At 36.9% G+C, this 23,907-nt stretch carries 21 protein-coding genes, 1 pseudogene and 1 other annotated feature; of the genes and pseudogenes, 3 read left to right on the top strand and 19 right to left on the bottom strand.

All coding sequences use genetic code 11. From position 1 onward, the window contains the following. Complete coding sequence (locus tag BANA01_RS04300; protein WP_063251811.1) at window positions 1–2,223, bottom strand: vWA domain-containing protein; 2,223 nt, start codon at window positions 2,221–2,223, stop codon at window positions 1–3. A gap of 291 nt (window positions 2,224–2,514) precedes the next feature. Here BANA01_RS04300 and BANA01_RS04295 point away from each other — a divergent pair, with 291 nt between their 5' ends. Further along, window positions 2,515–3,216, top strand: a complete 702-nt coding sequence (locus BANA01_RS04295) for an AIM24 family protein (RefSeq protein WP_063251906.1) — start codon at window positions 2,515–2,517, stop codon at window positions 3,214–3,216. A gap of 150 nt (window positions 3,217–3,366) precedes the next feature. Here the strand turns inward: BANA01_RS04295 and BANA01_RS04290 are convergent, their stop codons facing one another. The 9 genes from BANA01_RS04290 to BANA01_RS04250 all read right to left on the bottom strand — a co-directional run bounded on the left by BANA01_RS04290 (window position 3,367) and on the right by BANA01_RS04250 (window position 13,886). Continuing rightward, on the bottom strand, window positions 3,367–4,158 hold the full coding sequence (locus tag BANA01_RS04290; RefSeq protein ID WP_063251810.1) for a hypothetical protein: 792 nt from the start codon (window positions 4,156–4,158) through the stop codon (window positions 3,367–3,369). A 16-nt stretch (window positions 4,159–4,174) separates the two neighbouring features. Beyond that, on the bottom strand, window positions 4,175–4,951 hold the full coding sequence (gene rfbF, locus BANA01_RS04285; RefSeq protein ID WP_063251809.1) for a glucose-1-phosphate cytidylyltransferase: 777 nt from the start codon (window positions 4,949–4,951) through the stop codon (window positions 4,175–4,177). Window positions 4,952–5,243: 292 nt separating this feature from the next. Then, window positions 5,244–5,648, bottom strand: coding sequence for a polysaccharide biosynthesis C-terminal domain-containing protein (locus tag BANA01_RS04280; protein WP_063251808.1), 405 nt, complete (start codon window positions 5,646–5,648; stop codon window positions 5,244–5,246). A 17-nt stretch (window positions 5,649–5,665) separates the two neighbouring features. Further along, window positions 5,666–7,030, bottom strand: a complete 1,365-nt coding sequence (locus BANA01_RS04275; RefSeq protein ID WP_063251807.1) for a UDP-glucose dehydrogenase family protein — start codon at window positions 7,028–7,030, stop codon at window positions 5,666–5,668. A 2-nt stretch (window positions 7,031–7,032) separates the two neighbouring features. Next, the gene (locus BANA01_RS04270) at window positions 7,033–8,103 is read right to left on the bottom strand and encodes an NAD-dependent epimerase/dehydratase family protein (protein ID WP_063251806.1); all 1,071 of its coding nucleotides are present in this window, start codon (window positions 8,101–8,103) and stop codon (window positions 7,033–7,035) included. A gap of 9 nt (window positions 8,104–8,112) precedes the next feature. Beyond that, window positions 8,113–9,078 (bottom strand): NAD-dependent epimerase/dehydratase family protein, encoded by a 966-nt coding sequence (locus tag BANA01_RS04265; protein ID WP_063251805.1) that lies wholly within the window; start codon window positions 9,076–9,078, stop codon window positions 8,113–8,115. Window positions 9,079–9,338: 260 nt separating this feature from the next. Continuing rightward, window positions 9,339–10,103 carry an NADPH-dependent oxidoreductase gene (locus tag BANA01_RS04260; RefSeq protein ID WP_235847058.1) on the bottom strand — a complete coding sequence of 255 codons (765 nt, stop codon included), beginning with the start codon at window positions 10,101–10,103 and terminating at the stop codon, window positions 9,339–9,341. A gap of 83 nt (window positions 10,104–10,186) precedes the next feature. Beyond that, complete coding sequence (locus BANA01_RS04255; protein ID WP_235847057.1) at window positions 10,187–12,007, bottom strand: LysM peptidoglycan-binding domain-containing protein; 1,821 nt, start codon at window positions 12,005–12,007, stop codon at window positions 10,187–10,189. Between the two features lie 172 nt (window positions 12,008–12,179). After that, entirely contained in the window at window positions 12,180–13,886 is a 1,707-nt protein-coding gene (locus BANA01_RS04250; RefSeq protein WP_063251803.1) for a 2-isopropylmalate synthase, read from the bottom strand. 55 nt (window positions 13,887–13,941) lie between these two features. Further along, window positions 13,942–14,161: a binding site (T-box leader), on the bottom strand. Between the two features lie 211 nt (window positions 14,162–14,372). Here BANA01_RS04250 and BANA01_RS04245 point away from each other — a divergent pair. Continuing rightward, a complete protein-coding gene (locus tag BANA01_RS04245) occupies window positions 14,373–14,726 on the top strand; it encodes a DUF1516 family protein (RefSeq protein ID WP_063251802.1) in 354 nt (117 codons plus the stop codon). A 142-nt stretch (window positions 14,727–14,868) separates the two neighbouring features. Here the strand turns inward: BANA01_RS04245 and BANA01_RS04240 are convergent, their stop codons facing one another. The 8 genes and pseudogenes from BANA01_RS04240 to BANA01_RS30280 all read right to left on the bottom strand — a co-directional run bounded on the left by BANA01_RS04240 (window position 14,869) and on the right by BANA01_RS30280 (window position 22,767). Continuing rightward, on the bottom strand, window positions 14,869–15,264 hold the full coding sequence (locus BANA01_RS04240) for a GNAT family N-acetyltransferase (RefSeq protein WP_063251801.1): 396 nt from the start codon (window positions 15,262–15,264) through the stop codon (window positions 14,869–14,871). Window positions 15,265–15,276: 12 nt separating this feature from the next. After that, window positions 15,277–15,735 (bottom strand): GNAT family N-acetyltransferase, encoded by a 459-nt coding sequence (locus BANA01_RS04235; protein ID WP_063251800.1) that lies wholly within the window; start codon window positions 15,733–15,735, stop codon window positions 15,277–15,279. Further along, a complete protein-coding gene (locus BANA01_RS04230) occupies window positions 15,704–16,057 on the bottom strand; it encodes a DUF4406 domain-containing protein (protein ID WP_063251799.1) in 354 nt (117 codons plus the stop codon). The genes BANA01_RS04235 and BANA01_RS04230 overlap by 32 nt, the downstream gene beginning before the upstream one ends. A gap of 178 nt (window positions 16,058–16,235) precedes the next feature. Then, window positions 16,236–17,498: an MFS transporter gene (locus BANA01_RS04225; protein WP_063251798.1), complete on the bottom strand. Its 1,263-nt coding sequence runs from the start codon at window positions 17,496–17,498 to the stop codon at window positions 16,236–16,238. A 258-nt stretch (window positions 17,499–17,756) separates the two neighbouring features. Further along, window positions 17,757–18,510: pseudogene (locus BANA01_RS04220) on the bottom strand (class I SAM-dependent methyltransferase). A gap of 325 nt (window positions 18,511–18,835) precedes the next feature. Continuing rightward, window positions 18,836–20,374, bottom strand: coding sequence for a malate:quinone oxidoreductase (locus BANA01_RS04215; RefSeq protein WP_268875051.1), 1,539 nt, complete (start codon window positions 20,372–20,374; stop codon window positions 18,836–18,838). A gap of 287 nt (window positions 20,375–20,661) precedes the next feature. After that, window positions 20,662–22,185 carry an argininosuccinate lyase gene (gene argH / locus BANA01_RS04210; RefSeq protein ID WP_063251796.1) on the bottom strand — a complete coding sequence of 508 codons (1,524 nt, stop codon included), beginning with the start codon at window positions 22,183–22,185 and terminating at the stop codon, window positions 20,662–20,664. A gap of 267 nt (window positions 22,186–22,452) precedes the next feature. Further along, the gene (locus tag BANA01_RS30280; protein ID WP_235847056.1) at window positions 22,453–22,767 is read right to left on the bottom strand and encodes a CBO0543 family protein; all 315 of its coding nucleotides are present in this window, start codon (window positions 22,765–22,767) and stop codon (window positions 22,453–22,455) included. Window positions 22,768–23,129: 362 nt separating this feature from the next. Here BANA01_RS30280 and BANA01_RS29430 point away from each other — a divergent pair, with 362 nt between their 5' ends. Beyond that, window positions 23,130–23,294 (top strand): hypothetical protein, encoded by a 165-nt coding sequence (locus BANA01_RS29430; RefSeq protein WP_157411717.1) that lies wholly within the window; start codon window positions 23,130–23,132, stop codon window positions 23,292–23,294. A 37-nt stretch (window positions 23,295–23,331) separates the two neighbouring features. On the opposite strand, the gene BANA01_RS04200 is transcribed toward BANA01_RS29430, so the two are convergent. Further along, complete coding sequence (locus BANA01_RS04200; protein WP_063251795.1) at window positions 23,332–23,895, bottom strand: class I SAM-dependent methyltransferase; 564 nt, start codon at window positions 23,893–23,895, stop codon at window positions 23,332–23,334. Between the last annotated feature and the right edge of the window lie 12 nt (window positions 23,896–23,907).

Here is a 23,907-nt window from a genome sequence, read left to right as displayed (position 1 = left end):
TTAATGGGATTTAAATATATAAACTGAATGGTCGTTACTTCTCTCAATTTGAATCTCATCGTTATGATAAATCAGTATGTCGGCCTTTTTACTTCTTCCCTCAAGCTTCTCATGTCTCACAATGAGGGTAGGGTCCTGTGATTCTTTCACGAGTAATACACGGTCCTTTTTTCGATCTGCTTTAAATGTTAAGTCGCCAATACTCTTTTTTTCCGCCAAATAGGGGATAAGCCATCTGTTAAACCAATTTGTATGGAAGCTTTCTGTCATCCCTCGTGCATCTCGGAGCCTCTCCCTTTTCCTGCTTTGCTTGTATTCTAGTGAAATACGATTTTTGTCAAACCTTGGTTTTATGATGATTCCAAAGATATACACAAGAAGAACCAGCCAGATTAACGCTTTTACAGCGTCCTTGCCATATTTCTTAACATGTGAGATATCTTCAATATGGAGGGTAAACATCTCTTCAGCGATTTCATTTGGATACGGACCGGGAAGGGTTACATGAATAGGCACATCACCTACCGATGTTCGGAATATTGGCGATAAACTCTTAGGGTAGATGAGAATTTGATTACCTTTTTGTTCAATTTCAATTTTTATATCGCTGAGAGTATTAATTTTGAGTTGCTTGAAGACCTTTTTAAGCTCTTCTGAACTCATTTCCTCTCCATTCACCATCGGTGTAATCACAAAGGGTTCCGCATCGTTTAACTTATCTAACGGTGTCCTCCACGTATCGTTATTGGCCACAAGGCTCAACTTTCGAGTGGGGTTAATTTGAAGACTTGATTCCTTTACTTTTTGATAGAATCCTTTAATACTAACTTTTACCTTAATAGGAATTTCTTGTTTTTGTGGTAAAGTGAAATCCCCAATGAATTTATTAACTTTAGAATCATAGCTAAGAGGGAGCTTTACTCCATTAATATCTGCTTCTACTTCAAACAAACCTTTTACATCAATATCCCGTAAATCGATTTCTTCATCATTACTCTCACTTTTTAACAGGGTGGCTTCAAGCCTCATCTTACTGCCAGCAAAGAAAACGGATGGATCATCCGTCAGTTTTCCGTCATCATTGTTTTTTTTAGGATCAACTCTAAAATCAATCGCCGGTTCCGCTAAAATTCGGATGGATTTTTGCTGTTCTTCCGTGAGTGGCTTATCGAAAACAATTTTGTATGTCCCTCTTTCAATAACCCCGTTACCATTGACGTTTTTAAAATGTGTGAATGTTCCTTGAATCGGTGGATGTAAGTTTGCAGGGTCCTCTGGGGTAATTACTTTGTATGGACCCTCCATTCCTTGTTCAATCCGTTGGTTGTTCATATAAAATTCTTTGAACGAGGCATTTTCTTCAGCTGATTGTTCAATCAGAGTAATTCTCCTTAACGGGAAAGGAGATTCTAACACTAATTGTTTCCCGTCCCATACTGGGTGTAAATCAAACCTATCTTGTTCGCTCGGATCACGGTTTGTCATGAGCGCTGCGACCTCATTAATGCGCTGGATGATATCCTGCTCACCATTGCTAACCAATACATTTCCTTCAGAACTTTCTGTCCATTGACGTTTAAAATCAGCCATAATTTCTAATTCTTCCGTACTCAAATAGGACTCAATGGGAATCAATTCGCTGTGAAAACTAGCACTATTTTGATCCATTTTCTCCTTTAATTCTCTCAAACTCGTAAAAAGAGCTTTCTTGTTCTCTACAATTTGTTGAGTTGTCAGTTTTTGGTCGAGATGGTTAAGTTCATTAAAAATTCCATCCGTTAGAACGATTAACCAGTATTCCGAATTTTTATTGTGATCAGCAGCTTTTTTCAATTCATTGATTGCGGTATGTAAAGATTCTAGTGGTGTACTTTTTTTCCCCGTCCAGGCTCGGATTTGATCAATTTCATGCTGACGGAGTCTTTCATCTAATTCAATCGGCTCCGGTACGGTTGGTGTGCTCATTGAAACAACCCTTAACTGGTCCTGTTTTTCTAAAAGAGCAACAAAGCTTTGAAGAGCGTAATTCGCATATTTCCAATTATCAATAGGAACATTACCAGATTGTTCCCACATACTTCCAGAATCATCATAAACAAGAGCAACTATTTTATTTTTAGGAATACTTGAATCACTTTTAGCTGCCACAGCTGAAACTAATATGCAAAAGGAAAAAATAAACAGGACTAGCAAGATAACATGATGTTTATACTTACCTATCATTCTTTGAACTCCTTTCACGAACGAGCGAACAGGGTAGAAAACTCTAAGAATAATTACTCCTATCCTATTCAAAACATTTATGACGCATGACCCAATTGTAAAAGTTCAGCAAAAAGGCTGTGCATATCCACAGGACTCTACTTTGGGGTTTATCCATTAGTTTGGCAATAATATCACTTATTAAATATGTTCACCACAAAGCAGATTAAAAGTTCAGGTTTTCTTTTTATAAAAATATTGAAACACAGGATGATGGGATTCATAATTAAAGAATGGAAGGATGTGGGAATATTGAGTAGATATTCAATTGAAGAATTTATCGCACAAACAGAGCAAAAAGATAAAGGCGAAGGTTTTTTTGAATTGGAAACACCACGGATGTTGGAGGTAAACTTAGACGGGCAAGTTTGGGCGAAAGCAGGGTCCATGGTAGCCTATCACGGAGAAATGAAGTTTGTCCGTGAAGGAATATTAGAACATGGTCTCGGAACTGCTTTAAAAAAGGCGTTTACAGGTGAAGGCGCTTCTTTAATGAAAGCCAACGGGAAAGGGAAATTATATCTTGCAGATAGTGGAAAAAAAATTATTATCCTTAATTTAAGGAATGAGTCGATTTTTATTAATGGGAACGATTTATTAGCATTTGAACCTAGTATTAAATGGGAGATTAAATTAATGAAGAAAATTGCCGGTATGCTTGCTGGCGGGTTATTTAATGTTCGCTGTCAAGGAACCGGGATGATTGCCTTTACTGCACATTATGAACCGATCACATTAAGAGTGTCTCCTGGTAACCCTGTTATCACGGATCCAAACGCAACAGTTGCTTGGTCTGGGAATCTCATGCCAACGTTTCAAACGGATATTACGTTAAAAACCTTTCTAGGAAGAGGTAGCGGTGAGTCGATTCAAATGAAATTCGAAGGAGACGGCTTTGTGGTGATTCAGCCTTATGAAGAGGTCTACATGAAGGCCAAGCAAAATATAACATAAATATATGATAGTCCTCCTCACTTTATGTAGGGAGGACTCTTTCCTCATAACAATGAAAATAAAAAAACTATGGAGGACTAATCCCCATAGGTATTAAATTTTAAAAGTTTTCTATTTTAGTGGATGATCCCACTATCCTATTATATATGTCTATTCTTTTTTTCTGGAGTGAATCATACTTCTTATAAAAGTCCTTGCACGATCATTCATTATACGATTTACTGGATGTAACAAATAACATTCCTCATTATTTTTAACCGCATAAATAAGTTCTCGTCTCGTATATTTTGGTCTATCACGCATCCATTTACCAACATTCTCAGGATAAGATTTTGATTTTATTCCTAGGGTTTTTGCTAAAGTTGCAAATAACATTTCTTCTAAAGCAAATACATCATCTTCAGTTTGTTTCATAATCTTTTTCATCTCTTCCAATTTGTTAAAGGACAGTATTTGCTTAACGAACTTTCGACTAAAAACTTGTGAACCAAAACATCCATAAAAATGATCCAAATTGAATATTGGCTGCCATAAATGCCAAACCTTTTTCATCGTATTCCCAGGAGACCATAGATCTGTTGCCATTCTATAGTGCGCAGCCATATAATCAAATTCGTTCATTTCCGAGATAATAAATTCCTCAAACCCCTTTTTTGCAAAAAGAGAATCTGAATCTAAATTGATTAAGTAATCATATTCATACCCTGTATTTTCAAGCCATTCCATAATATTCAAAAAGAACCAGCCATATGTCCTTGCATATTTCATAGGTTGTGAAGTTGGACAGATAGGATAACCAAGGCCATTACATAAATTATCATCATTTCCACTTTGAAAAAATACAATAGAAGAGTTTGGACAAAAGTGGCGAATGTTCTCTATTTGATCTTGTATTACTTCCCTATTTTCATGAACAAGGATCGCAAAGCAAATTTTCTTCATCTGTTTATCACATTCCCTATTTCCATATTTTCCAAGGTGCTTTATTCGACTTCCAAAGCTCCTCTAAATACTTTTTATCTCGCATTGTGTCCATTGGCTGCCAAAAATCTGAGTGTTTGTATGCCACTAACTGACCTGTCTTTGCTAAATTTCCCAATGGTTCCTCTTCAAAGACTGCGTTGTTTTTTGGAATAAAATCAAATACTTCAGGCTGCAAGACAAAGAATCCACCGCTAATCCAACCGCCATCGCCTTTTACCTTCTCTTTAAAAGATTCAACGCTTTGATCTTTTGCCAGTTGCAAGGCTCCAAATCTTCCTGAAGGCTGAGCGGCTGTAACCGTAGCAAGTTTGCCATGGCTTTTGTGAAATTCCACTAATTCCTGAATATTAACATTAGCCAGTCCATCCCCATACGTTAACATGAAAGGTTCATTTCCTATATAGCTTCTTATTTTTCTAATGCGTTCTCCAGTCATGCTTTCTAGGCCGGTTTCCGCCAGCGTAATTTGCCAAGGTTCAGTTCCGTGGACAGTATTAATTTTGTGGTTCCCATGCTGTAAATCCACGGTAACGTCTGATTTATGCAGATAATAATTTAAAAAATAATCCTTAATCATGTATCCCTTATACCCCAAACAAATAATAAACTCATTAAATCCATGCGCAGAATAGATTTTCATAATATGCCAAATAATCGGATACTCTCCAATTTCAATCATTGGTTTTGGTTTTAAATGTGATTCCTCACTGATTCTTGTTCCAAAACCACCTGCAAGTATTACAACCTTCATATTTATCCCCTCTTATTAGAGACTTGTCCCTTTCCATTTCCTATGTTCCTATGTTTTCTTCTGTTTCTTTTTTTACTAGTCAACTAGCTCTGCTGCCATCGAAGCTCTTTTTTGAACTTAATAGTAGTGTATGTGAGAAGATTTATATCGGAATGGACGATACTACCAACTTTTCACACTTGGGATATCGCACTTAATTGGTGCCTGGTGCCTTCATCCTCAAATGTGGAATAGGTTTCAGACACCAGCCATATTCTGAGTAGTGTCTGAATACTTTATCAAACAATATCTTTTAAATGATTATCATTGGGAATGTATCAGTATCATCTTTATTGTATTCCTTAGAGGAAATGGCAACCATTATAAACGGTTCCTCTCCTTCATTCTCAAAAGCATGCACTACGTAAGGAGGGACTTTGAGAATAACATTATTATTTGCTGACATGATGATTTCCTCAAAGGCACCAGTATGCAAATTCTTTAATGCCACTTTCGCTTCACCACTTATGACAGAAAAATATTCTAACGTTTCTTTATGATAGTGATTTCCTCTGACACTTCCCTGATTAGAAAATAAAACGTAAATCTCTTCGATCTTTTCATCTTCTTTCAGTTGACTAATCATTAACAATTTCTTCAGGCTGCCGCGCATATCCTCAAAAGGTTGTATGTGAATCAACTCATACCAATTTTCCATCATATCATCCTTTATTATTATAAATTCTTAGTAAGGCCAACTCCGATGTATCGGATACCTGCTGCTTCATAGGCTGACTTATTGAACACTCTTCGCCCATCTACTAATATTGGTTCTTTCATTAATTCCTTGAATTCTTGTGGAGAAATCTTTATATAATCTGGCCATGGAGTAACAAGTATGGCAGCCTCGGCATCTTTAAGGGCATTTTTGTAATCAACAGAGTAATAGAGGGAATCATTTTGGGGAAATTTCTTTTTTGTATTATTAATTGCTACGGGATCAACACCGATTACCTTTGCTTTTTTGGTTAATAGTCCTTTTATGATGGCAAGGCTTGGTGACTCTCTAATATCGTCAGTTTCTGGTTTGAATGAGAGTCCTAGAACAGCAATTTTCTTATTTTCCAATGTACCGAGATTTTCTTCCAATCTTTCAATAAGCCTGTAGGGTTGGGCGTAATTTATTTCTAATGTGGCTTGAATCATAGGAGGCGAAAAACCCATCTCCTTGCTAAACGCAGAAAGTGCTTGAACATCTTTAGGAAAACAACTGCCCCCAAATCCACATCCAGCGCTTAAATAACTGACCATTCCTGGATTTATTAATTGATTATTCACTCTTGGATTGAATCTTTTATCTAAGGTTACTCCTTCTAAAACTTCTTTCACATCAATGCTGCCAACCTTTTCACAAATTACCGAGACCTCGTTAGAGTAAGATATTAGTGTTGCAAGAAGTGCATTAGCTGTATATTTAATCATCTCAGCTGTTCTTAGATTTACTTTTATGATTGGCGCATTAAAGAAACCCTCATAAACTTTTCTCATAGTTTCAAAGCTTTCTTGATCATAAGCACCAATTACAATTCTGTCAGGGTGCATAAAATCTTCTACGGCTTTACCTTCTCTTAAAAACTCAGGATTCATGGCCAGACCGAAATCACCCGCTTTTTTCCCACTGGTACCTTCTAGAATATTTTTAACAAAAGTATCTGTGGTTGTAGGAATTACAGTGCTTTTTACACATATTACATGGTAATCTTTTTTTTCCTTTAAAACAGTTCCAATCTCTTGCGCAGCGGATTCAATATAGCGTAAATCAATCTTTCCATCTCCAAATGGAGTTCCCACGGAGATAATCGAGATATCTGTATTCATAACAGCAGTTTTCAAATCAGTAGTAGCAACTAAGTTCCCTTTATCAATAACATTGCTTAAAAGTTCTTCAAGCCCTGGCTCATAGATAGGTAATATCTTGTTGTTAATCTTATTTACAATCTCGGCTTGTTTATCAATACAGATTACTTGGTGACCTTTAGAGGCAAGACAAACTCCTGTTACAAGACCCACGTAGCCAGTTCCAATCACTGAAATTTTCATTTTCAATTTTCCCCCATGTAAACATCTACATACCAATCTTTAAGTCTACCAAGGCCGTCCTCTAAATTCACCATTGGCATATACCCTAATAGATTCTTTGCCTTGGTCAAATCCGGACATCTCCTTTGGGGGTTATCGATAAGATACCTTTTATCGTCACTTTCCTTATACTCAATTTCAACCCTGCCAACTAATTTACCGATTAGTTTAGCTAAGTCTAACATCGATATTTCCACCTCATCATTCCCAATGTTAAACGCTTCACCGTCATGTTCGGAAAGAAGAGCTAACATGAACCCTTTTATCGCATCAGCTATATAGCAAAAGCTCCTTGTTGGCTTTCCATTGCTTAACAATGAAATTTTTTTAAGATGTAATGCGTCATTAAAAAAGTCTGGAATGACTCGTTTATCATCGATTCTTAGCCCTGGACCAAATACGTTAAATGGTCTTACTACTTTCACAGGTACACCGTATTGCTGATAGTAATTAACACAAAGTGTTTCACCAAGCCTTTTAGACTCATCGTAACAAGCTCTTGGACCTGTACATGAAACATTGCCATTATAGGTCTCCGGCGTAGGGATGAATTCTGGAGCAGGATTACCGTAAATTTCACTGGTCGAGAAAAATAAGAAACTTTTTACTTTTTGGTTTTTGGCGAAATCTAACAGGTTCTTTAATCCCCATACGTTCGTTTCAATTGTTTCAATTGGATATTGTCTATAATAAGTGGGTGAAGCAATACTTGCGGCATGGATAATAAAATCAACTTTTTTCTTGATATTCAAAGGCATAGTAATATCTTGGTTAATAATTTCAACGCATTGATTATTTTGAAGGTGTTGGATTCTTTGAGGAGCAGCAGAAATAAAATTTTCTATACAAATCACATGACATGGTGTCTCAAAGAGATTTTTATTACAATAATCGATTAAGTCAAGGAAGTATCCTCCAAGAAACCCTCCTCCGCCACTGATTAGGATGGTTGATGCCTCAAGTTTTTTTAACTTCTTCTCTAATTCATTACTAATGTGCTTAATATCGTTCTTTATTACATTACTAAGTCCCATAACAAAGTGTCACCTCGTTGTTCCTATAAATTTATGTTTATTCTCCTTATACCAAGTTACTGTTTTAGCAATTCCCTCTTGTAGACTTATCTTTGGCTCCCAATTTAAATGATTCCTAATCTTTGAAATATCCGGTTGTTGTCTCCAAACTTCATTTTGTCTATAGGGTAATGCACCATAATTTGGTAGCTTTTTTGATTGCATTTCATTATTAATCAGATCTACGTAAAATTTTAGTTTATGAATTTCACCACTTGCAACATTAAAGATCTCATTTTTAGCGGCATTATTTTGAGCGGCTAAAACAAATCCGTCAATGACATTTTCAATATAACAATAGTCTCGATATTGTTCACAAGGAGTCAAGTTCACTTGTTTATCCTGTAACATGGATAAAATAATGTAGGGAAAGAACTTGTGTGAGCCTTCTTTTTCTCCAAAAACTCCAAAGGGTCTTACGGTGACTAAATCAATATCATAGTTTAACGCCATTTGGTGGGCAATGATGGAGGCTGATGCTTTTGTGCTCCCATAAATACTATCAGGCTCTAATAAAGAGTCCTCTTTAATGAGTTCCTGTTTATTACCATACTCCATACACGTTCCAACATTAATAAATTTTTTACAGCCAATATTTTTCAGTGAATGAATCAGATTCATGGTTCCATTAATATTGGCGCCTGCAGCAACGAAAAAATCGTTTTGTCTTCCATCTACTCCATAAGCTCCACAATGGAAAATAAAGTCTGGTTTTATTTGCATTACGTTTTTATTAACCAACTCCAAATTCCTTAAATCTGTTCTATAGATGTCTAAATCCTTTTTAACTTCATCCAATCTCCATATGTCGGAGGAATCCCTAACAAAAATAGATACTTGCGCTTGTTCTTTTACCATTCTTTCAACCATATGAGAACCTATAAAACCATTTGCCCCTGTTATTAAAACCTTTTGATTTTTAAAATATTTTTCCATTCTAACCTCCATACCTAGGCACGTTTTATGTCCAAGACATACTATCTTTGTCCCACTATAATGAGAGTTGCAGCTTTATACTAGACATGCATTATATGTTTATGCTGAGGAAAAATATATGACTTTACTAATGTACTTAATTTATGAAAAAAGGACATTTCATTTGGCCAAGTTATCGAACTATAAAATAATTTACTTTTTTAATATTAAAAACCTATGGAAGTAGTTTCCCTCCATAGGTACATTCATTACTTATTGTTTTAACTTTTTGAGAAACCTTGTTGTTTCAGCATTTTTCCTACGTCTTTATAACCGTCATTTATATAGTATGGGTCCTTATAGAAATTCGCCATTCGTTGTGTCCAGGTAGACCCGCCGCTTTGTCTTCCTTTTGTTGCTTCGCTATGGGTTTGATTAAACCCTCTAAGTTCTTCCTGAATATTTACTTTGTATTTTTCTTCATGAAAGATGGCTGCCTTTGGCAAACGAGGCACCAAATCTGGGATTTCACTAGGATATCCAATACACAAACCTGAGATTGGAATCACATATTCCGGTAAATCTAACAGTTCAATGTATTCAAGTGGACTTCTTCGAATCCCGCCAATTGGTACGGTCCCTAACCCTAGTGATTCGGCAGCTGTAATAGCATTTCCTAGAGCAATACCGACGTCAACAGTACCAACTAATAATAAATCAGGATTTACAGCAGCCTTAAATTCAATTCCTTCCATTTCACAAGCCACCTTGATGCGATAGAAATCGGCACAAAACACAAGAAATATGGGTGCTTCGATAATATGTTTTTGATTTCCTGCAAGCTCCGCCATTTTTTCTCTTCGCCCAGGATCTTTAATTGAAATGATGGTAACGTGTTGTCCGTTGACCCAGGAAGGGGCGGCTTGGGTTGAACGAATAATGGTATCCAAATCTTCATTTGAAACTTGTTGTGGAGAATATTTCCTGATTGAACGATGGGCCAGCATAGTTTCCACCACTTGGTTCATTTGTTGTTCGTTTTTCATATGTAATCATCCTTAAACTGAATTTAATATACATTCTACCCTATCAAAAAAGTTGCTCTAAAGGAAGAGCAACTCATTTTGGGTTATAGAAATGTTAGTGAATTGCTTATCTCAATAATGTGGTTCTGGTCGGCCCACAGGATAAAGTAATTGTATTCTGTTCCTTCTATTGTTACCGGATTCGGATACTGGACAATCAATGCTGCTTGATTTTTCATTTCGGATGGTTGGTCTTGTGACGGTAAAATCAAGCATGCTGGTTGATTTCGGATACGAGTATGTTGGATGCGTGGTTTGGTACCATAAGGGTTCAGTTGGTGAAAGGCTTCATTTTGACACACCATTTCAATCGATTGGTCAGAGGCTATGGCTGAAATTTGGAAGAAACCATCTTCACCTTCGTATCTTTCATCGTTTACCCGCTGCCAATGGGATGGATATTGGAAACGAACTTTATAGACTGAATTGGAGTACGTTTTTTTGAGAGTAGTTATCGGTAATGGTGACCATTGTAATGAAGTAATCGAACCGCCTTCTACAAGTTGGATTGGTACGGGATGAGTTAAATCCACCAACCAGATTTCACTGGAACTGCCTTGTTGCTTACATCCAGAAAGATAGGCTATTTTCCTGCTATCTGGCGACCAGGTCACAGGGGTGGCAAAACAATCCGAGATCGCTCTTGTTACTTCATTCATTCCTTGTCTACCCGCTGTCCTTACCAGTGAGAAATATCCAAGGTTTTCAAACGCAGTGGCACTATATGCGAAGCTTAAAGAATCAGGTGACCAGGTTGGGAAGTAATTTTTCGCTAAAGGACCTCCTTTTACTTCAAGAGCGTTTCCAGTTGCAAGGTTTACACTGTAAATGATTGAGATACTAGCACCTGGGGTCGTATATAAAGCAAAAGTCCCATCAGGAGACAGTCGAACATTATTAAGTCGTCCACCTGTATTTCGAGTGATCCGCTCTTTACCCGTTCCATTGGTTTTGATGCGAAAAAGCTGGCTTACTCCCTGGGTATCGAATGCTTGAAAAAGCAATTCCGTTCCGCTCGGAAACCATTGTGCGTCTGTTGCACCAGGAGCATTTAGAATTCGGGCTCGATGAGTAATCACATTGTATATGACCAAACCATTCGGTTTTGTGTACACAATCTCTTGGCTATTCGGAGACCAATCAAGAAAGACGCCCAATCCGTCTCCAAACTGGTCAATTTGCGCAATTCTATTATCAACTAAATTAAGAATGTTCAGGATTCCTTCTTTTCCAACAAAGGCGATCTTTGTGCTGTCAGGTGCCCAAAATGGAGTCGAAAAAGATTCCGCAAGTCCATTAGTAATTTGTTGATTCATACCGTTACTAGGATTATAAATCCATATATCATAGCTGCCACTACGATTGGAATTATAGGCAATTAACCCTCTGTCACCAGGAGGAGCGTATGGAATAATAAGTTGCATGCCAGGTGTAATAATATTAGACGAAAGGTTATTAACTTTAATGATTAACTCGAAGTTGCTTTGGCCCCCTGTTGCAACGTTATAACGGCTTGCGAGTTGGAATAAGGTATCTCCTGGCTGGACCACATAGTAGGGAACTCCGGGTGGCACTTTCAACAACTGACCAACTTGAATTACATATGGGGGTTGAAGCTGATTTGCTTGGATAATTACCGAAGCTGGAACCCCAAAATTTTCAGAAATTTGATAAACGGTATCTCCTGGTTTAACACGAATAACATCTACACCAGGAGGAATGGAAAGCTGCTGCCCCACAAATATCGAGTTTGGCGTGGAAAGATTATTAGCCGCAATAAGCGAATCTACCGGCAGCTCATTGCGTCTCGCAATCTGGTAAAGTGTATCTCCAGGACGGACTGTGTAAAATAACTGCACCAACATACCTCCAATCAACCATTACGTTTTAATGGAGCCACTCATTTCCAGTTCTGCTGACTGAACAACACGGGCAATCCCTTTTGCCTATATGCTATTCACCTGCAGGATTAAAGTTTCATCTTAATGCACTAAAAAAACCAACAGCATTATATTTGCTGTTGGTTCTATTTATAACTTATCTTCTTTTATTTAGAGAAAGTCCTTTTCCAATTGGAGCATTTTGAGTGTTTACCATGTTGTTAACGGCACTAAACAAAGCTTTTACAGAAGACGTCATAATATCAGGATCGATTCCGCAGCCCCAATAGACAACACCATCCATAGCAGTAATACCCACATAAGAAACAGCGTTAGATTTTGAGCCAATTTCTAGCGCGTGCTCCTTATAGACTAAATCTTTATACTGGATTTCGAGTTGGGTCTGAAGAACGTTGCTTATGGCGTCAAGTCTTCCATTCCCCACTCCAGTAAATTCAAGTGCTTCGTTATCTATACTGATGGATACAATGGTTTCATACTGGTCATTTTGAGTAAATCTGTAATGGTTAAACGTAAGAGGTGCACTAATATTCACATATTCCTTATTGAATATCTCATAAATTTCTTCTGGCATAATCTCCTTGTGCGCACGGTCAGATTCATCCTTCACCTTATACCCGAAGTTTTCACGCATCTCAGCAGGCATTTCTAGTCCATAATGTTGCTCAAGTAAATAACCAATTCCGCCTTTACCAGATTGACTATTAATACGAATAATATCTCCTTCGTACTCTCTGCCAATATCCATTGGGTCAATTAATAAATAAGGTACTGTCCAATATTGACGTTCTTCTTCCTCACGCCATTTCATTCCTTTGGCAATGGCATCCTGATGGGAGCCTGAGAATGCAGTAAAGACGAGGTCGCCTCCATATGGGTGTCTTTCATGGACGCTCATTTTTGTTAATTCTTCGTACTTTGACCTAACTTCTCTGATATTTTCAAAATTAAGCTGTGGATCTACCCCATGGGAGTACATGTTTAGGGCAAGCGTGACGATATCTACGTTGCCTGTTCTTTCACCATTTCCAAACAGTGTACCTTCTACCCTCTGAGCTCCAGCAAGCATCCCAAGCTCTGCATCAGCAACTCCCGTACCTCTGTCATTGTGCGGATGAAGGGAAAGGATTACATTCTCGCGGAAATTAAGGTGATCTCCCATAAATTCAATTTGGCTAGCATAGACGTGAGGCATTGACATTGACACAGTAGCTGGAAGATTTATAATCACCTTATTCTCAGCAGTTGGCTGCCAAATATCAAGGACCCGGTTACATATATCAAGTGCGAATTCCATCTCTGTACCCGTGAAGCTTTCTGGTGAATACTGGAACTGGAAGTTACCTTCAGTCTCCGCTGCATATTTTTTAAGCAATTTTGCACCTGTTACAGCAATATCAATTATTTCATCATTTGACTTTTTAAATACCTGTTCACGCTGTGCTACGGAGGTAGAATTGTACAGGTGCACCACCGCTTTATTCACACCTTCAAGCGCTTCGAAAGTCTTTTTAATAATCGCTTCTCTAGACTGTGTTAACACTTGAACCGTAACATCCTCCGGAATCAAATCCTGTTCAATCAATGTACGTAAAAACTGAAATTCTGTTTCTGATGCTGCAGGAAAGCCAACTTCGATTTCCTTGAAACCTACTTCCAACAATAATTGAAAGTATTCTAATTTTTCCTCTAGGCTCATCGGTACGACTAACGCTTGATTTCCATCTCGTAAATCCACACTGCACCAAGTAGGAGCCTCCGTTATGTACTCCTTCTGTGTCCATTTCAAACTTTTAACTGAGGGCATAAAATATCCTCTAGAATACTTTTCAATATTTCTCATCGTAAACGACCACCTTTTCAACTATTTTGATAAACATAAAAAAGCCTATCATCTCATAAGAGACGATAGGCTTTGCCATCGTGGTACCACTCTTTTTGGTTCATTTAGAAACAAACGAACCCACTTTACGACTTGATGACGGTGGTCAACCGTTAAGACCTACATATCAGCCTTACCACTCCTGGGCGAGTTGGGGAATTTATTGACTGTCTTTCACCAGCCGACAGCTCTCTTGACAATAAATGATCCTTAATACTCCCAATCATTGTGTTTTTATCATTTCGAATATTATATTTTCTCTATTCTATAATAAATTCAGATAATTTCCAAGTCATATTTTTCAACTTTTTTTGACTTTTCTAAACAATTGTTTTTTACTCTTATCTAATTAAGAAAAATTTAATACTTAATTTAGAATCCTTTTATATTTTCCTATTAGACTATGTTTATAGGAGGAATATTCAATATAAAAAGGAGTCAATTTAAATGACACACGTACACTTAACATCACTGGTATTATCGCTTATTTTTCTAATCATTATTGTGGTTATGCAAAACAAGGGAAAAAACATCAGAATATGGCATATGGTTTTACGAGCTACATACATTCTTATTATCGTAACAGGAGGTATACTCTTCTTTGCAGCCTATTCCATCCCGTTATCCTACTATTTGAAAGCAATACTTGGAGTCGTCATGATTGGTCTTTTTGAAATGGTGATTGTCCGAAAACAAAGAGAAAAGAAAACGGACATCATATGGATTGCATTTTCTATCGTTCTTGTTATCCTTTTTGCTCTAGGATTTACACTCCCCATGGGATTTAATTTAATTAAATAATAAAAAAGAGTGTTTCATGGTGCCTGGCACCGATGAAACACTCTTTCTATATTTTAGAGACTCCCTTTATAATAAAGTACACATTCTTAATCGTTATTCAATTTAATAGGTGTTCAACTATTTTCATATTAAAAAACTCCCCCTAGTACTCACATAAAAATCTTTCGACACCAGGATACTTTTCTCCTAAGCTCGTTATCTTAAAGCCATATTTGCGATAAAATTCAACAGCGTCTGAATCTGTTTCTGCAGATACCGAAGGGTACATCTCCAAAATAAAACGAATCATTTTACTTCCAATCCCTTTTCCTCTATGTTCTGAAGAAACAGCAATATGTTTAATTTCGCATAGCTTTAAACTACTAAACTCAATACCAATACAGCCTGCAATTTCACCTTCCAACTCAAATGCAAATAGGGTCCTGTTCGGGTATTTTAAATAACGCTCATATTCTATTTCGATTTTTTCCTTTGAAGTGGCTAAAGCAAGCAGTTTTCTAATGGAGTGTTGCATGGTGTTAGGTTCAACTATTTTCATGCCGTCCATCTCTTAAATACTGGTGCCTTTTTCATAAATTTTCAAATGACCACCGCTTGGACTATAGGCAACCCCGGTATGTTCCCATCCATATTTTTCATAATAATTTTCTAGATCAGTAGTCAAATAAAGCTTCTTATACCCTTTTTTTGCCGCCTCTCTTAAGCTGTGTTCCAATAGCTGCGCCCCGATTTCTCTCCCCCGGTTTTCTCTATCAACGAATAGGCATGCAAGCCAAGGACATAAATCCTGGCGGCTATTAATATCATTTCTCAAGATGGCATACGTCCCAATAATATTTTCATCTTCTACTGCTACAAAAAATCTTGGCAGGTCTTCTGAAGTTTCAGCGGAATGATAAATACAGTCCTCGTAAAACTTATAATTATCTTCTGTCCCCCAAACGTTCCAAAATACCTCAATCCCTTCCTCCAAAAATTCATTCCCCTTTTGAAGCTCTACAATTTTCATATAGATATCCCCCTATAGATAACTTACTTTCTGAGAAGTAACTAACTTTCTTCCCACAGTTGTTCGCATATTCAATTTCTTTCCTCGTGCTGCTTCCAATATAACCATCAACATCAATAACAAAAATCTCATCTGCCATATCAATTTTTTGCAGATGTATGATTTCAAATAAAGCTTCTTGTTCTTTTGTAATGCTTATGCCTTCACTCTGTTCAAAGAATCCAACACTTATAACAACATTTCCTTGTAAGGTAAGATAAGCATTTGCTGCTTCAAATTGTTCCTTAAACTTCGTTGACCCGCATAATGTAATAACCTTCACGATTCAAACTTACCTACTTTCTATGTATATACTATTCCTTACCATTTTGATCAAACGACGTCATCCAAAAAAGGATATAACAAAATTTAGACGTATTTGATATCCTTAATGTTTCAAATTAAAGTATTGAAGCCTATGTGAAAAAATCCCAAAAGGAAAAGGTGTGCTCTTTTCTGAATTACACTGCATTTAAGACGTTTTTTTCATCCCTTCGTTCCTTTTTAATCATTATAGCTCCTAACAGTCCCATCAAAGAAAATAAGACTGGAATGATAAATCCATAATGATATCCAATGTGAAAATCATGAGGAGATAAATCTAATACCTTTCCGAACAAAATAGGTAACAAAACGGCACTTAAAAAACCTCCCATATTGGAGAATCCTGTTACAACCCCTACTTCTTCTATAGGAAAGGATTTCCGTACCACCGCAAATGTCAATGCACTTGCACCATTTCCAAAACCTATGAGGAAAAATAAAATAACTACTAGTATAAATGAAGGGTTCACACCTAAAAAAAACAATCCTCCCCAACTTAATAAAGCAATGAGGTGTACACAGGTATAAACATTTTTTATAGAATCTAATCTGCTTGTAATCCAGCTAATTAACGGACCTCCAAGAATGGCTCCAAAAAGACCATACATCATTAGCTGGCTTGCTTCTGAACGGGATAACTCCAGTACTTGGATTCCATATGGCACTCCCCAGGAACCGATAAACCCAACATACGCACCAACCAACCCAAAGTGACATAAAAACGTTGCCCAAGCTTGACGTGCAGAAATGGTTCGTCGGAGAATCCTCCATACACTTTCTCGATTTTTGTTCCTTTTTTTAATATCAATACTATCTTTATAGATTTTGTTAGGTTTCAAAACAAGTATAGTATATAGTACATAAGAGAATAATGCTAAAATGATACCTAGTATTAAGAATGGTGTACGCCAACCTGCGAATGAAATCCACACAGAAAAAGGAAGTGTGGCTGTTAATGAACCAAGGCTCGAAACAAGGGAAACCATACCCAACAATTTTACAAATTCCTGCGCTTTGAACCATTGGCTTAAAATGATAACCAAGTTAAGAAAAATCATCGCGTCCCCTGTTCCAACTATAAAACGAGAGACTATCAAAACATATTCATTTGGAGAAAAACTATAAATTACGGAGCCAATTCCAGTAAGAATGGTACCTATAATAAGAAAGCGATTCGGACCGTATCTGTCTGATAATAAACCAATCGGAATTTGAAATCCTGCATAAGCAAAAAATTGAAAACTACTCATAAGACCTATAACAGCAGCTGAAACATGAAAATCCTTCATTAACTGATCCGTTATAAGTCCCGGAGCCGTTCTTTGGCTAATGATAAAAAAGTAAGCCAATAAGACGGCACTAAAAACCACCCATCTATAGCTGCTTTCCTGTTTGTTCATTTTCAGTATCCTCTTCAGTTTGATATTTTGTTAAACCAGTAGATTCAAAACCAAGCAATTGTAGGAATTCTCCCATCCAGTTCAATAGTCCATAATAAAGAATATGGCACGAATAAATATCTTCTACTTAGTGATAAGAGAAGGTGCTATAGTAAACTCCTGATAAAATCTGTCCTCTTATTCAAAAAGAAAGCAGAGCAAATGCAAATCTGAATTACTCTGCAAATATTTTTACTATAGATTAATAATGCTTATTCCTTACACGTTACCTAAGTAGCTTCGAGTAAAATTAGGCATAACTATTGTTCCATTTTGACTGTATTTATAAAAAAGATTTGCAATGGCTTCTACAAAAAACTTAAAATCCTTGTCCGACTCTTTTAGTGAATACGACGCTGAGAGGTTCCTCCCAAGGAATGCTTCAAAGTCCATGACTAAATCATTGGGAAATCTTTTTAGTTCGTATTTTCCTTCCCGAAAAAATTGATTAAAAATTTCCGCATCCTCTCCGATTCCACCGCTAAATCCATAAAAGTTCGGACAATATTTCTTAAAAATCTCAGCATTTTCCTTAATGAGAGGGCTTTTGAAATCTCTACTATTCCAAACCAGTGCTACCATTGCTTCATGCTTCAGTATCCGTTTGCATTCTAATTTAAACTCTTCCTTATCAAACCAATGAAATGCCTGAGCTGCTATCACCAGATCCACACTATTGGCCGGTAATGTAGTTGCTTCAGCTGAGCCATTAATTGAAGTAAATTGCTCGAACCGATGTAAGTCATGTTCTGCTTTTGATCTCATATCATCATTTGGTTCTACCGCTGTCACGCTGACTCCTCTTTCCAGTAGCTGCTTGGTCAAAATCCCCGTCCCTGAACCGATATCTGCAATCCTACTAGTCTCATTAAAGATATTGGCTGATAATAAATAATCAATATACTCATCGGGATAACTAGGTCGATTTTGAATATACATCTGCCTTCCCTTTGAATTTATCTGTTGGTTTCATATGAAATTCCTCCTGATTCTAAATTCATTTGAATAAACGGAATACCTATGTAATTTTCTTTAGGGTTGGTACCAATTTACAGTTAGATGATGACAGGAAGATACCAGTGGGGATGACGCTGGGGATTTTACTCCACTCATATGCAATCTTATAGTAACATAAAATGGCAGAAATTCTTTTATTTTATTTGAACTGGAAGAAGCTCTACTTTTATGGATGCTAAGTTCATTATAGTTATAAAAAAGCAGAAAATTTACAAGTTTTGAATAAAAATTTGTAAATTTTCTGCTCTATATTGTGCTCATTGCAACAAATATTGAAGGAACTAACTGTAAGCGAGTTCTTTTTCTTTTAAACCGAGCGACTGCTCAGTCGAAGAGTGAATTTCACGAAGCAGTTCTGGATTTTTCATCAGTGATACACCATATGAAGGAATCATTTCCTTGATTTTCGGTTCCCACTCATTAATATATTGCGGGAAGCACTTTTTGATTACCTGCAACATAACGTGAACAGCAGTAGAAGCACCTGGAGAAGCACCTAGCAATGCTGCAATGGATCCATCAGAAGCAGTGATGACTTCGGTTCCAAATTGAAGCGTTCCTTTACCAGCTTCAGTATCTTTAATAACCTGTACACGCTGTCCGGCTACGACTAAATCCCAATCCTCACTTTTAGCACTCGGGATAAATTCACGTAACTCTTCCATGCGTTGTTCTTTAGATAACATTACTTGCTGAATCAAGTATTTGGTCAATGGCATTTCTTTCGCGCCAGCAGCTAACATCGTTAAAACATTATTCGGTTTTACAGACGTTACTAAATCGAGCATAGAACCCGTTTTCAGGAATTTTGGTGAAAAGCCGGCAAATGGACCGAATAACAATGATTTCTTATTTTCAATAAATCTTGTGTCAAGATGCGGAACAGACATTGGAGGAGCACCAACCTTTGCCTTTCCGTATACTTTTGCATGATGCTGCTCCACAACTTCAGGGTTATTACATACCATAAATAGTCCGCTTACAGGGAATCCACCGATACTTTTCCCTTCAGGAATACCAGACTTTTGCAATAAGTGCAGACTGCCTCCTCCGCCACCGATGAAGACGAATTTTGCCGTATGGCGTTTGACATTACCACTAAACTGGTTTTGAACTTTCAATTCCCACAAGCCATCGCTAGTGCGTTTAAGATCTGAAACACTATGATTATACTTAATATCTACATTTTTATTTTCTAAATGGTTAAACAACATGCGCGTTAATGCACCAAAGTTGACGTCTGTTCCAGAGTCAATTTTTGTTGCTGCAATAGGTTCATTCCATACGCGGCCTTCCATGATAAGCGGGATCCAATCCATCAGTTTTTCCGGATCTTCAGAAAATTCCATTCCTTGGAAAAGCGGATTGTTTGTGAGCGCTTCAAATCGTTTCTTTAAAAAAGTTACATTTTCTTCTCCTTGCACTAAGCTCATATGTGGCAATTGTCTGATAAATTCCTGTGGATTCTGTACCAGACCGCTGTTTACAAGGTATGACCAAAATTGCATTGAAACTTGAAACTGTTCATTAATGCTGATTGCTTTACTAATATCTACTGATCCATCTGGTTTTTCCGTTGTGTAGTTAAGCTCGCATAGTGCGGCATGGCCCGTTCCAGCATTATTCCATTCATTAGAACTTTCCTCACCTGCGTTTTCAAGTTTCTCGAACACTTTTATTTCCCATTCCGGTACTAATTCTTTTAAAATTGTCCCCAAAGTGGCACTCATGATTCCGGCGCCTATTAATATAACGTCTGTTTTAGTTTCTCCGTTGCTCATTTTTACCAACCTTCTTTTAAAAATTTTAGAAAGATACAGGGTAACGCCAAGCTTAGAACGCAACCTAGTCACACACTTTTTAGTTCTTTATTATTACACTATCAATATAAAATTATATTATTTATAAAATAACTATATACTATTATATGATAATTATAAATTATTTAAAAGCTTGTATATAGTGAAAAGTCTGTCGGTAAGTCCAATGAACATAATAATCCAAAAATTTTCTTAGTATTCGTCGTGGCAACGATGTAGGTTTCTTTATAAAGCATAGCTAATGTTTCATACCGCCACCATCGACAGCAAGCAGTTTGATGGGGGTTTTATTCCTGTGCTCCCGTCCATTTCGTAATAATCTCCTTAACCTTTGAAGCTGAGGTGCTAAGGTGATTTTGTCTATCCTTCAACCAACTTGCTAATTCTTCTTGTTCCATTAAACGAACATTTATTGTTTTTTCCATCCTACTTGGACTTGGTCCTCCATGTAAATCACGGATTTTAACAAAATATTCCGGACTCAGGCATTGTTTTAATTCTTCTTTGGTTAAAACAGATGCCTTTCCTACAACATTTTTTAATTGCTCGTTTACATGTTCCAATGTTAGTGATTTTATCGAAGGCTTTTCATTTTTCATTATTTCCTTCACCATTGAACCTACTATATGGTGTGCCTGACGGAATGTTAGCCCATCTTTTCGGACAAGGGTATCTGCCAACTCAGTTACGGTGGCAAAGCTTTCTTTCGCTCTGTTCAGAAGTGTTTCTTTATTGACCTCCATGGTTAGTAGAACCGACGTAAATAAATCATATATGCCAGCTAATCTTTCCATGGCTTTCCAGATATAGGGCTGCATATCATCCTCTGTGTCCACAATATCTCCGAATGGTGTATTATGGAGCATGAGTAGGACTGTTTGGCAATCTCCTGCTACACTTGATAAAAGAGCTCTCATATGCTCGATTGAAACAGGATTTCTTTTTTGCGGCATAATGGAACTTATTTGTAGATATGGTGCTGATAGTAGAAATGCACCATACTCCTGTGTACCCCATAATAAGAAGTCTTGCATCGATCTTCCTAAATTTAATGCGGACAACTGAACAGCAGTCGCTGTCTCAGCTATATAATCTGCACCTGCAACCGCATCCCATGCATTATCAATCATGTCCTCGAAGCCAAGAAGTTCTTTCATACGTTCCCGATTTATCGGAAATCCAGACGTTGTTAGGGCTGCAGCTCCCATACTGCTGCGATTGACCGTTTGATAGGCTGCTTGAAGTCGATAGATATCCCGAGTAAGCATATCAGTCATCGCATTAAAATAATGACTTAAAGTGGTTGGCTGAGCCTGTTGGGTATGTGTATACCCAATCATCACCGTTCCTTTATGCTCCTCGGTCAATTCAATTAGTCCCTCGCGAAGTATCAACGCCTTATCTATTAATAATAAAAGTTTCCTCCGCAAAGTCATACGGTAAATGGCAATCCCCATATCATTTCGGCTTCTTGCAATATGAAGGTTTCCTGCAATATCGCCTGCTTCTTTAATTAAAAAATGTTCGATTTCAAAAAATAAATCCTCAAATTCACCGGTATAGCTTCTTCTATTAACATCTTCCTGATCTAGGTTAGAAACTGCTTTCGCAATTTTTTCTGCTTCATCTTTTCCAACAAGCCCTTGCTCTACAAGCATGATTAAATGAGCGTAATGGATTTCCAGCATAGAGTCTATAAATTGTTGTTTTGCCTCATTATAGGCAGGTTCGAGTACCATAGATGTATAGGTTTTTGAAGGAAAAGTCGTACCTTCCTTTTTTAAAACTTGATCTCGAAGTGATATTTTCACATTAGTCCATCCCTTCTGTCACAAAACTCAAGCCAGTTTTTGATTAGATTATTCAGAATACCCGAGAATGCCAATGCCATCGGAACAATAACTTTTCTAAACATGTACTACAGTAATCCTTACTAACTATAGTCTACGGTTCAAATAACTAGTGTGTATTTAATAAAAAAAATGACGTGTGCTATTCACGTCATTTTCTTATCCAAGGCATCAGAAATTTGTGGTCACCGCACCTATAACCTTCTTTTATAATATTTTAAATAAACTTTATTTTAATTTCTCAAGAGGGATAGGGAACATCTTTAATAATAGAATCCAAATAACAGATAATCCCCAAGCTAATAGCGGTTTTTTATGATGGGTGAACAACAGTGGAAACATGACGATATTAAATACAACTGACCATGTCATACTCCAGCCATTATGATGCCTAATTAAATTTAAATAATGAAGTTTTATGAATTCCAATATGGAATAAAGAAACACCCAAAAAGAAACCCATAATCCCTGCTTCCATCTTACATTTGGAAAACGCCCTAAGAAAAGCAAGATCGTTGACGGATACCCAATAAAAATTATCATTATACTTATAATGGTATGATTTCGAAGTATATTCTCCAAAAACATTGTTTCTTTATACGTCCACATCTATTAATTATAAAACAAAAAATTTTTTAATAGGTCACCAACCATGAAAATAAAATGGTTGGATAATACTCTCTCCAATTTCTCCAATTCCCCCATATTATTGCTGCAACTAGGAAAAGTGCGAAATAGAGTAAGAGCATTTTTTCCACTCCAAGTTTTTACGAATAGTCTCCCCATTTTTACAGTTAATACTATTTTTTGGTATGACCGTTTTATACAAAAAATCACAATAGAATAAAAAGATAATCTAAAGGAATAATAGGTGGGTAGATAATCAAATGTAGGAGGCTAATTTAATGAAGTCAAGGAATGGAAAATTCAACAAAGATTTAGACAATACACCAGTAATAACAAATGAAACAGACACTACGAAAACTAACAAAAGTATCCCTGCCCAAGAAGATGGGTTTCGTTATGATTACAATGACTCCTCTGATTTTAACAAAAATAAAATGTCCTAATAGGGAACCGCATATAAAAATGCGGTTCAAACTATCCTTAACGTTTCTGACAAAATATCGACTGCCATCCTTCTTGTTCGTTCTCTTCAAAATAAAGAACCTTCCAATCTCCAAATACTGACAACAACTCATTTGACTTTAGTTTATATTGATCGGATACGCCTTGTTCCTCAATGTATGGTGATTGGTAGTAGGTTTCCATAAAGAAATAACCTCCATCTTTTAAAACGTTCTTTACAATTGGAAACAATGAACGATCTAAATAATAAGACATAACTATAAAGTCAAAGGGGTTATTCGGCCAATTTAACGTATCCAAATCTGTTAAATCCGTTACTCGGGGCTGTACACTCAAATTATCTTTGGCTGCTTTTTCTTGGACATAGTTTATCGCAACGTCTGAAATGTCAATTGCCTCGACTTGATTGTTCATTCCTGCCAGGAACAAACTGTTTCCACCAAGACCACATGCTATATCTAGAGCGGTGCCGCCTTCCTGAAAGTATGATGCAAGCTTCTTTAATCTTGGATTGGGTTGAGGCTCCTTTAGCTGAGTGATTCGATCAAGATGTTTTAAATTCCATTTGTCTTTCGTGTTCATTTTGAGCTCCTT

This window comes from Neobacillus niacini NBRC 15566, assembly GCF_001591505.1.
Taxonomy (GTDB): domain Bacteria; phylum Bacillota; class Bacilli; order Bacillales; family Cytobacillaceae; genus Neobacillus; species Neobacillus niacini.
The sequence above is the reverse complement of the archived record's forward strand: the minus strand, read 5'-3'. Positions and strand labels throughout refer to the sequence as shown.

What these genes read in the sequence shown, in the direction of transcription:
- BANA01_RS30280 (WP_235847056.1), bottom strand. Translation starts at nt 22,767, where the DNA reads ATGATAATTTTTATTGGGTATCCGTCAACGATCTTGCTTTTCTTAGGG.
- BANA01_RS04260 (WP_235847058.1), bottom strand. Translation starts at nt 10,103, where the DNA reads ATGAAAAACGAACAACAAATGAACCAAGTGGTGGAAACTATGCTGGCC.
- BANA01_RS04240 (WP_063251801.1), bottom strand. Translation starts at nt 15,264, where the DNA reads ATGAAAATAGTTGAACCTAACACCATGCAACACTCCATTAGAAAACTG.
- rfbF (WP_063251809.1), bottom strand. Translation starts at nt 4,951, where the DNA reads ATGAAGGTTGTAATACTTGCAGGTGGTTTTGGAACAAGAATCAGTGAG.
- BANA01_RS04255 (WP_235847057.1), bottom strand. Translation starts at nt 12,007, where the DNA reads ATGTTGGTGCAGTTATTTTACACAGTCCGTCCTGGAGATACACTTTAC.
- BANA01_RS04250 (WP_063251803.1), bottom strand. Translation starts at nt 13,886, where the DNA reads ATGAGAAATATTGAAAAGTATTCTAGAGGATATTTTATGCCCTCAGTT.
- BANA01_RS04270 (WP_063251806.1), bottom strand. Translation starts at nt 8,103, where the DNA reads ATGGGACTTAGTAATGTAATAAAGAACGATATTAAGCACATTAGTAAT.
- BANA01_RS04290 (WP_063251810.1), bottom strand. Translation starts at nt 4,158, where the DNA reads ATGAAGAAAATTTGCTTTGCGATCCTTGTTCATGAAAATAGGGAAGTA.
- BANA01_RS29430 (WP_157411717.1), top strand. Translation starts at nt 23,130, where the DNA reads ATGAAGTCAAGGAATGGAAAATTCAACAAAGATTTAGACAATACACCA.
- BANA01_RS04280 (WP_063251808.1), bottom strand. Translation starts at nt 5,648, where the DNA reads ATGGAAAATTGGTATGAGTTGATTCACATACAACCTTTTGAGGATATG.
- BANA01_RS04245 (WP_063251802.1), top strand. Translation starts at nt 14,373, where the DNA reads ATGACACACGTACACTTAACATCACTGGTATTATCGCTTATTTTTCTA.
- BANA01_RS04235 (WP_063251800.1), bottom strand. Translation starts at nt 15,735, where the DNA reads ATGAAAATTGTAGAGCTTCAAAAGGGGAATGAATTTTTGGAGGAAGGG.
- BANA01_RS04275 (WP_063251807.1), bottom strand. Translation starts at nt 7,030, where the DNA reads ATGAAAATTTCAGTGATTGGAACTGGCTACGTGGGTCTTGTAACAGGA.
- BANA01_RS04300 (WP_063251811.1), bottom strand. Translation starts at nt 2,223, where the DNA reads ATGATAGGTAAGTATAAACATCATGTTATCTTGCTAGTCCTGTTTATT.
- BANA01_RS04265 (WP_063251805.1), bottom strand. Translation starts at nt 9,078, where the DNA reads ATGGAAAAATATTTTAAAAATCAAAAGGTTTTAATAACAGGGGCAAAT.
- BANA01_RS04200 (WP_063251795.1), bottom strand. Translation starts at nt 23,895, where the DNA reads ATGAACACGAAAGACAAATGGAATTTAAAACATCTTGATCGAATCACT.
- BANA01_RS04225 (WP_063251798.1), bottom strand. Translation starts at nt 17,498, where the DNA reads ATGAACAAACAGGAAAGCAGCTATAGATGGGTGGTTTTTAGTGCCGTC.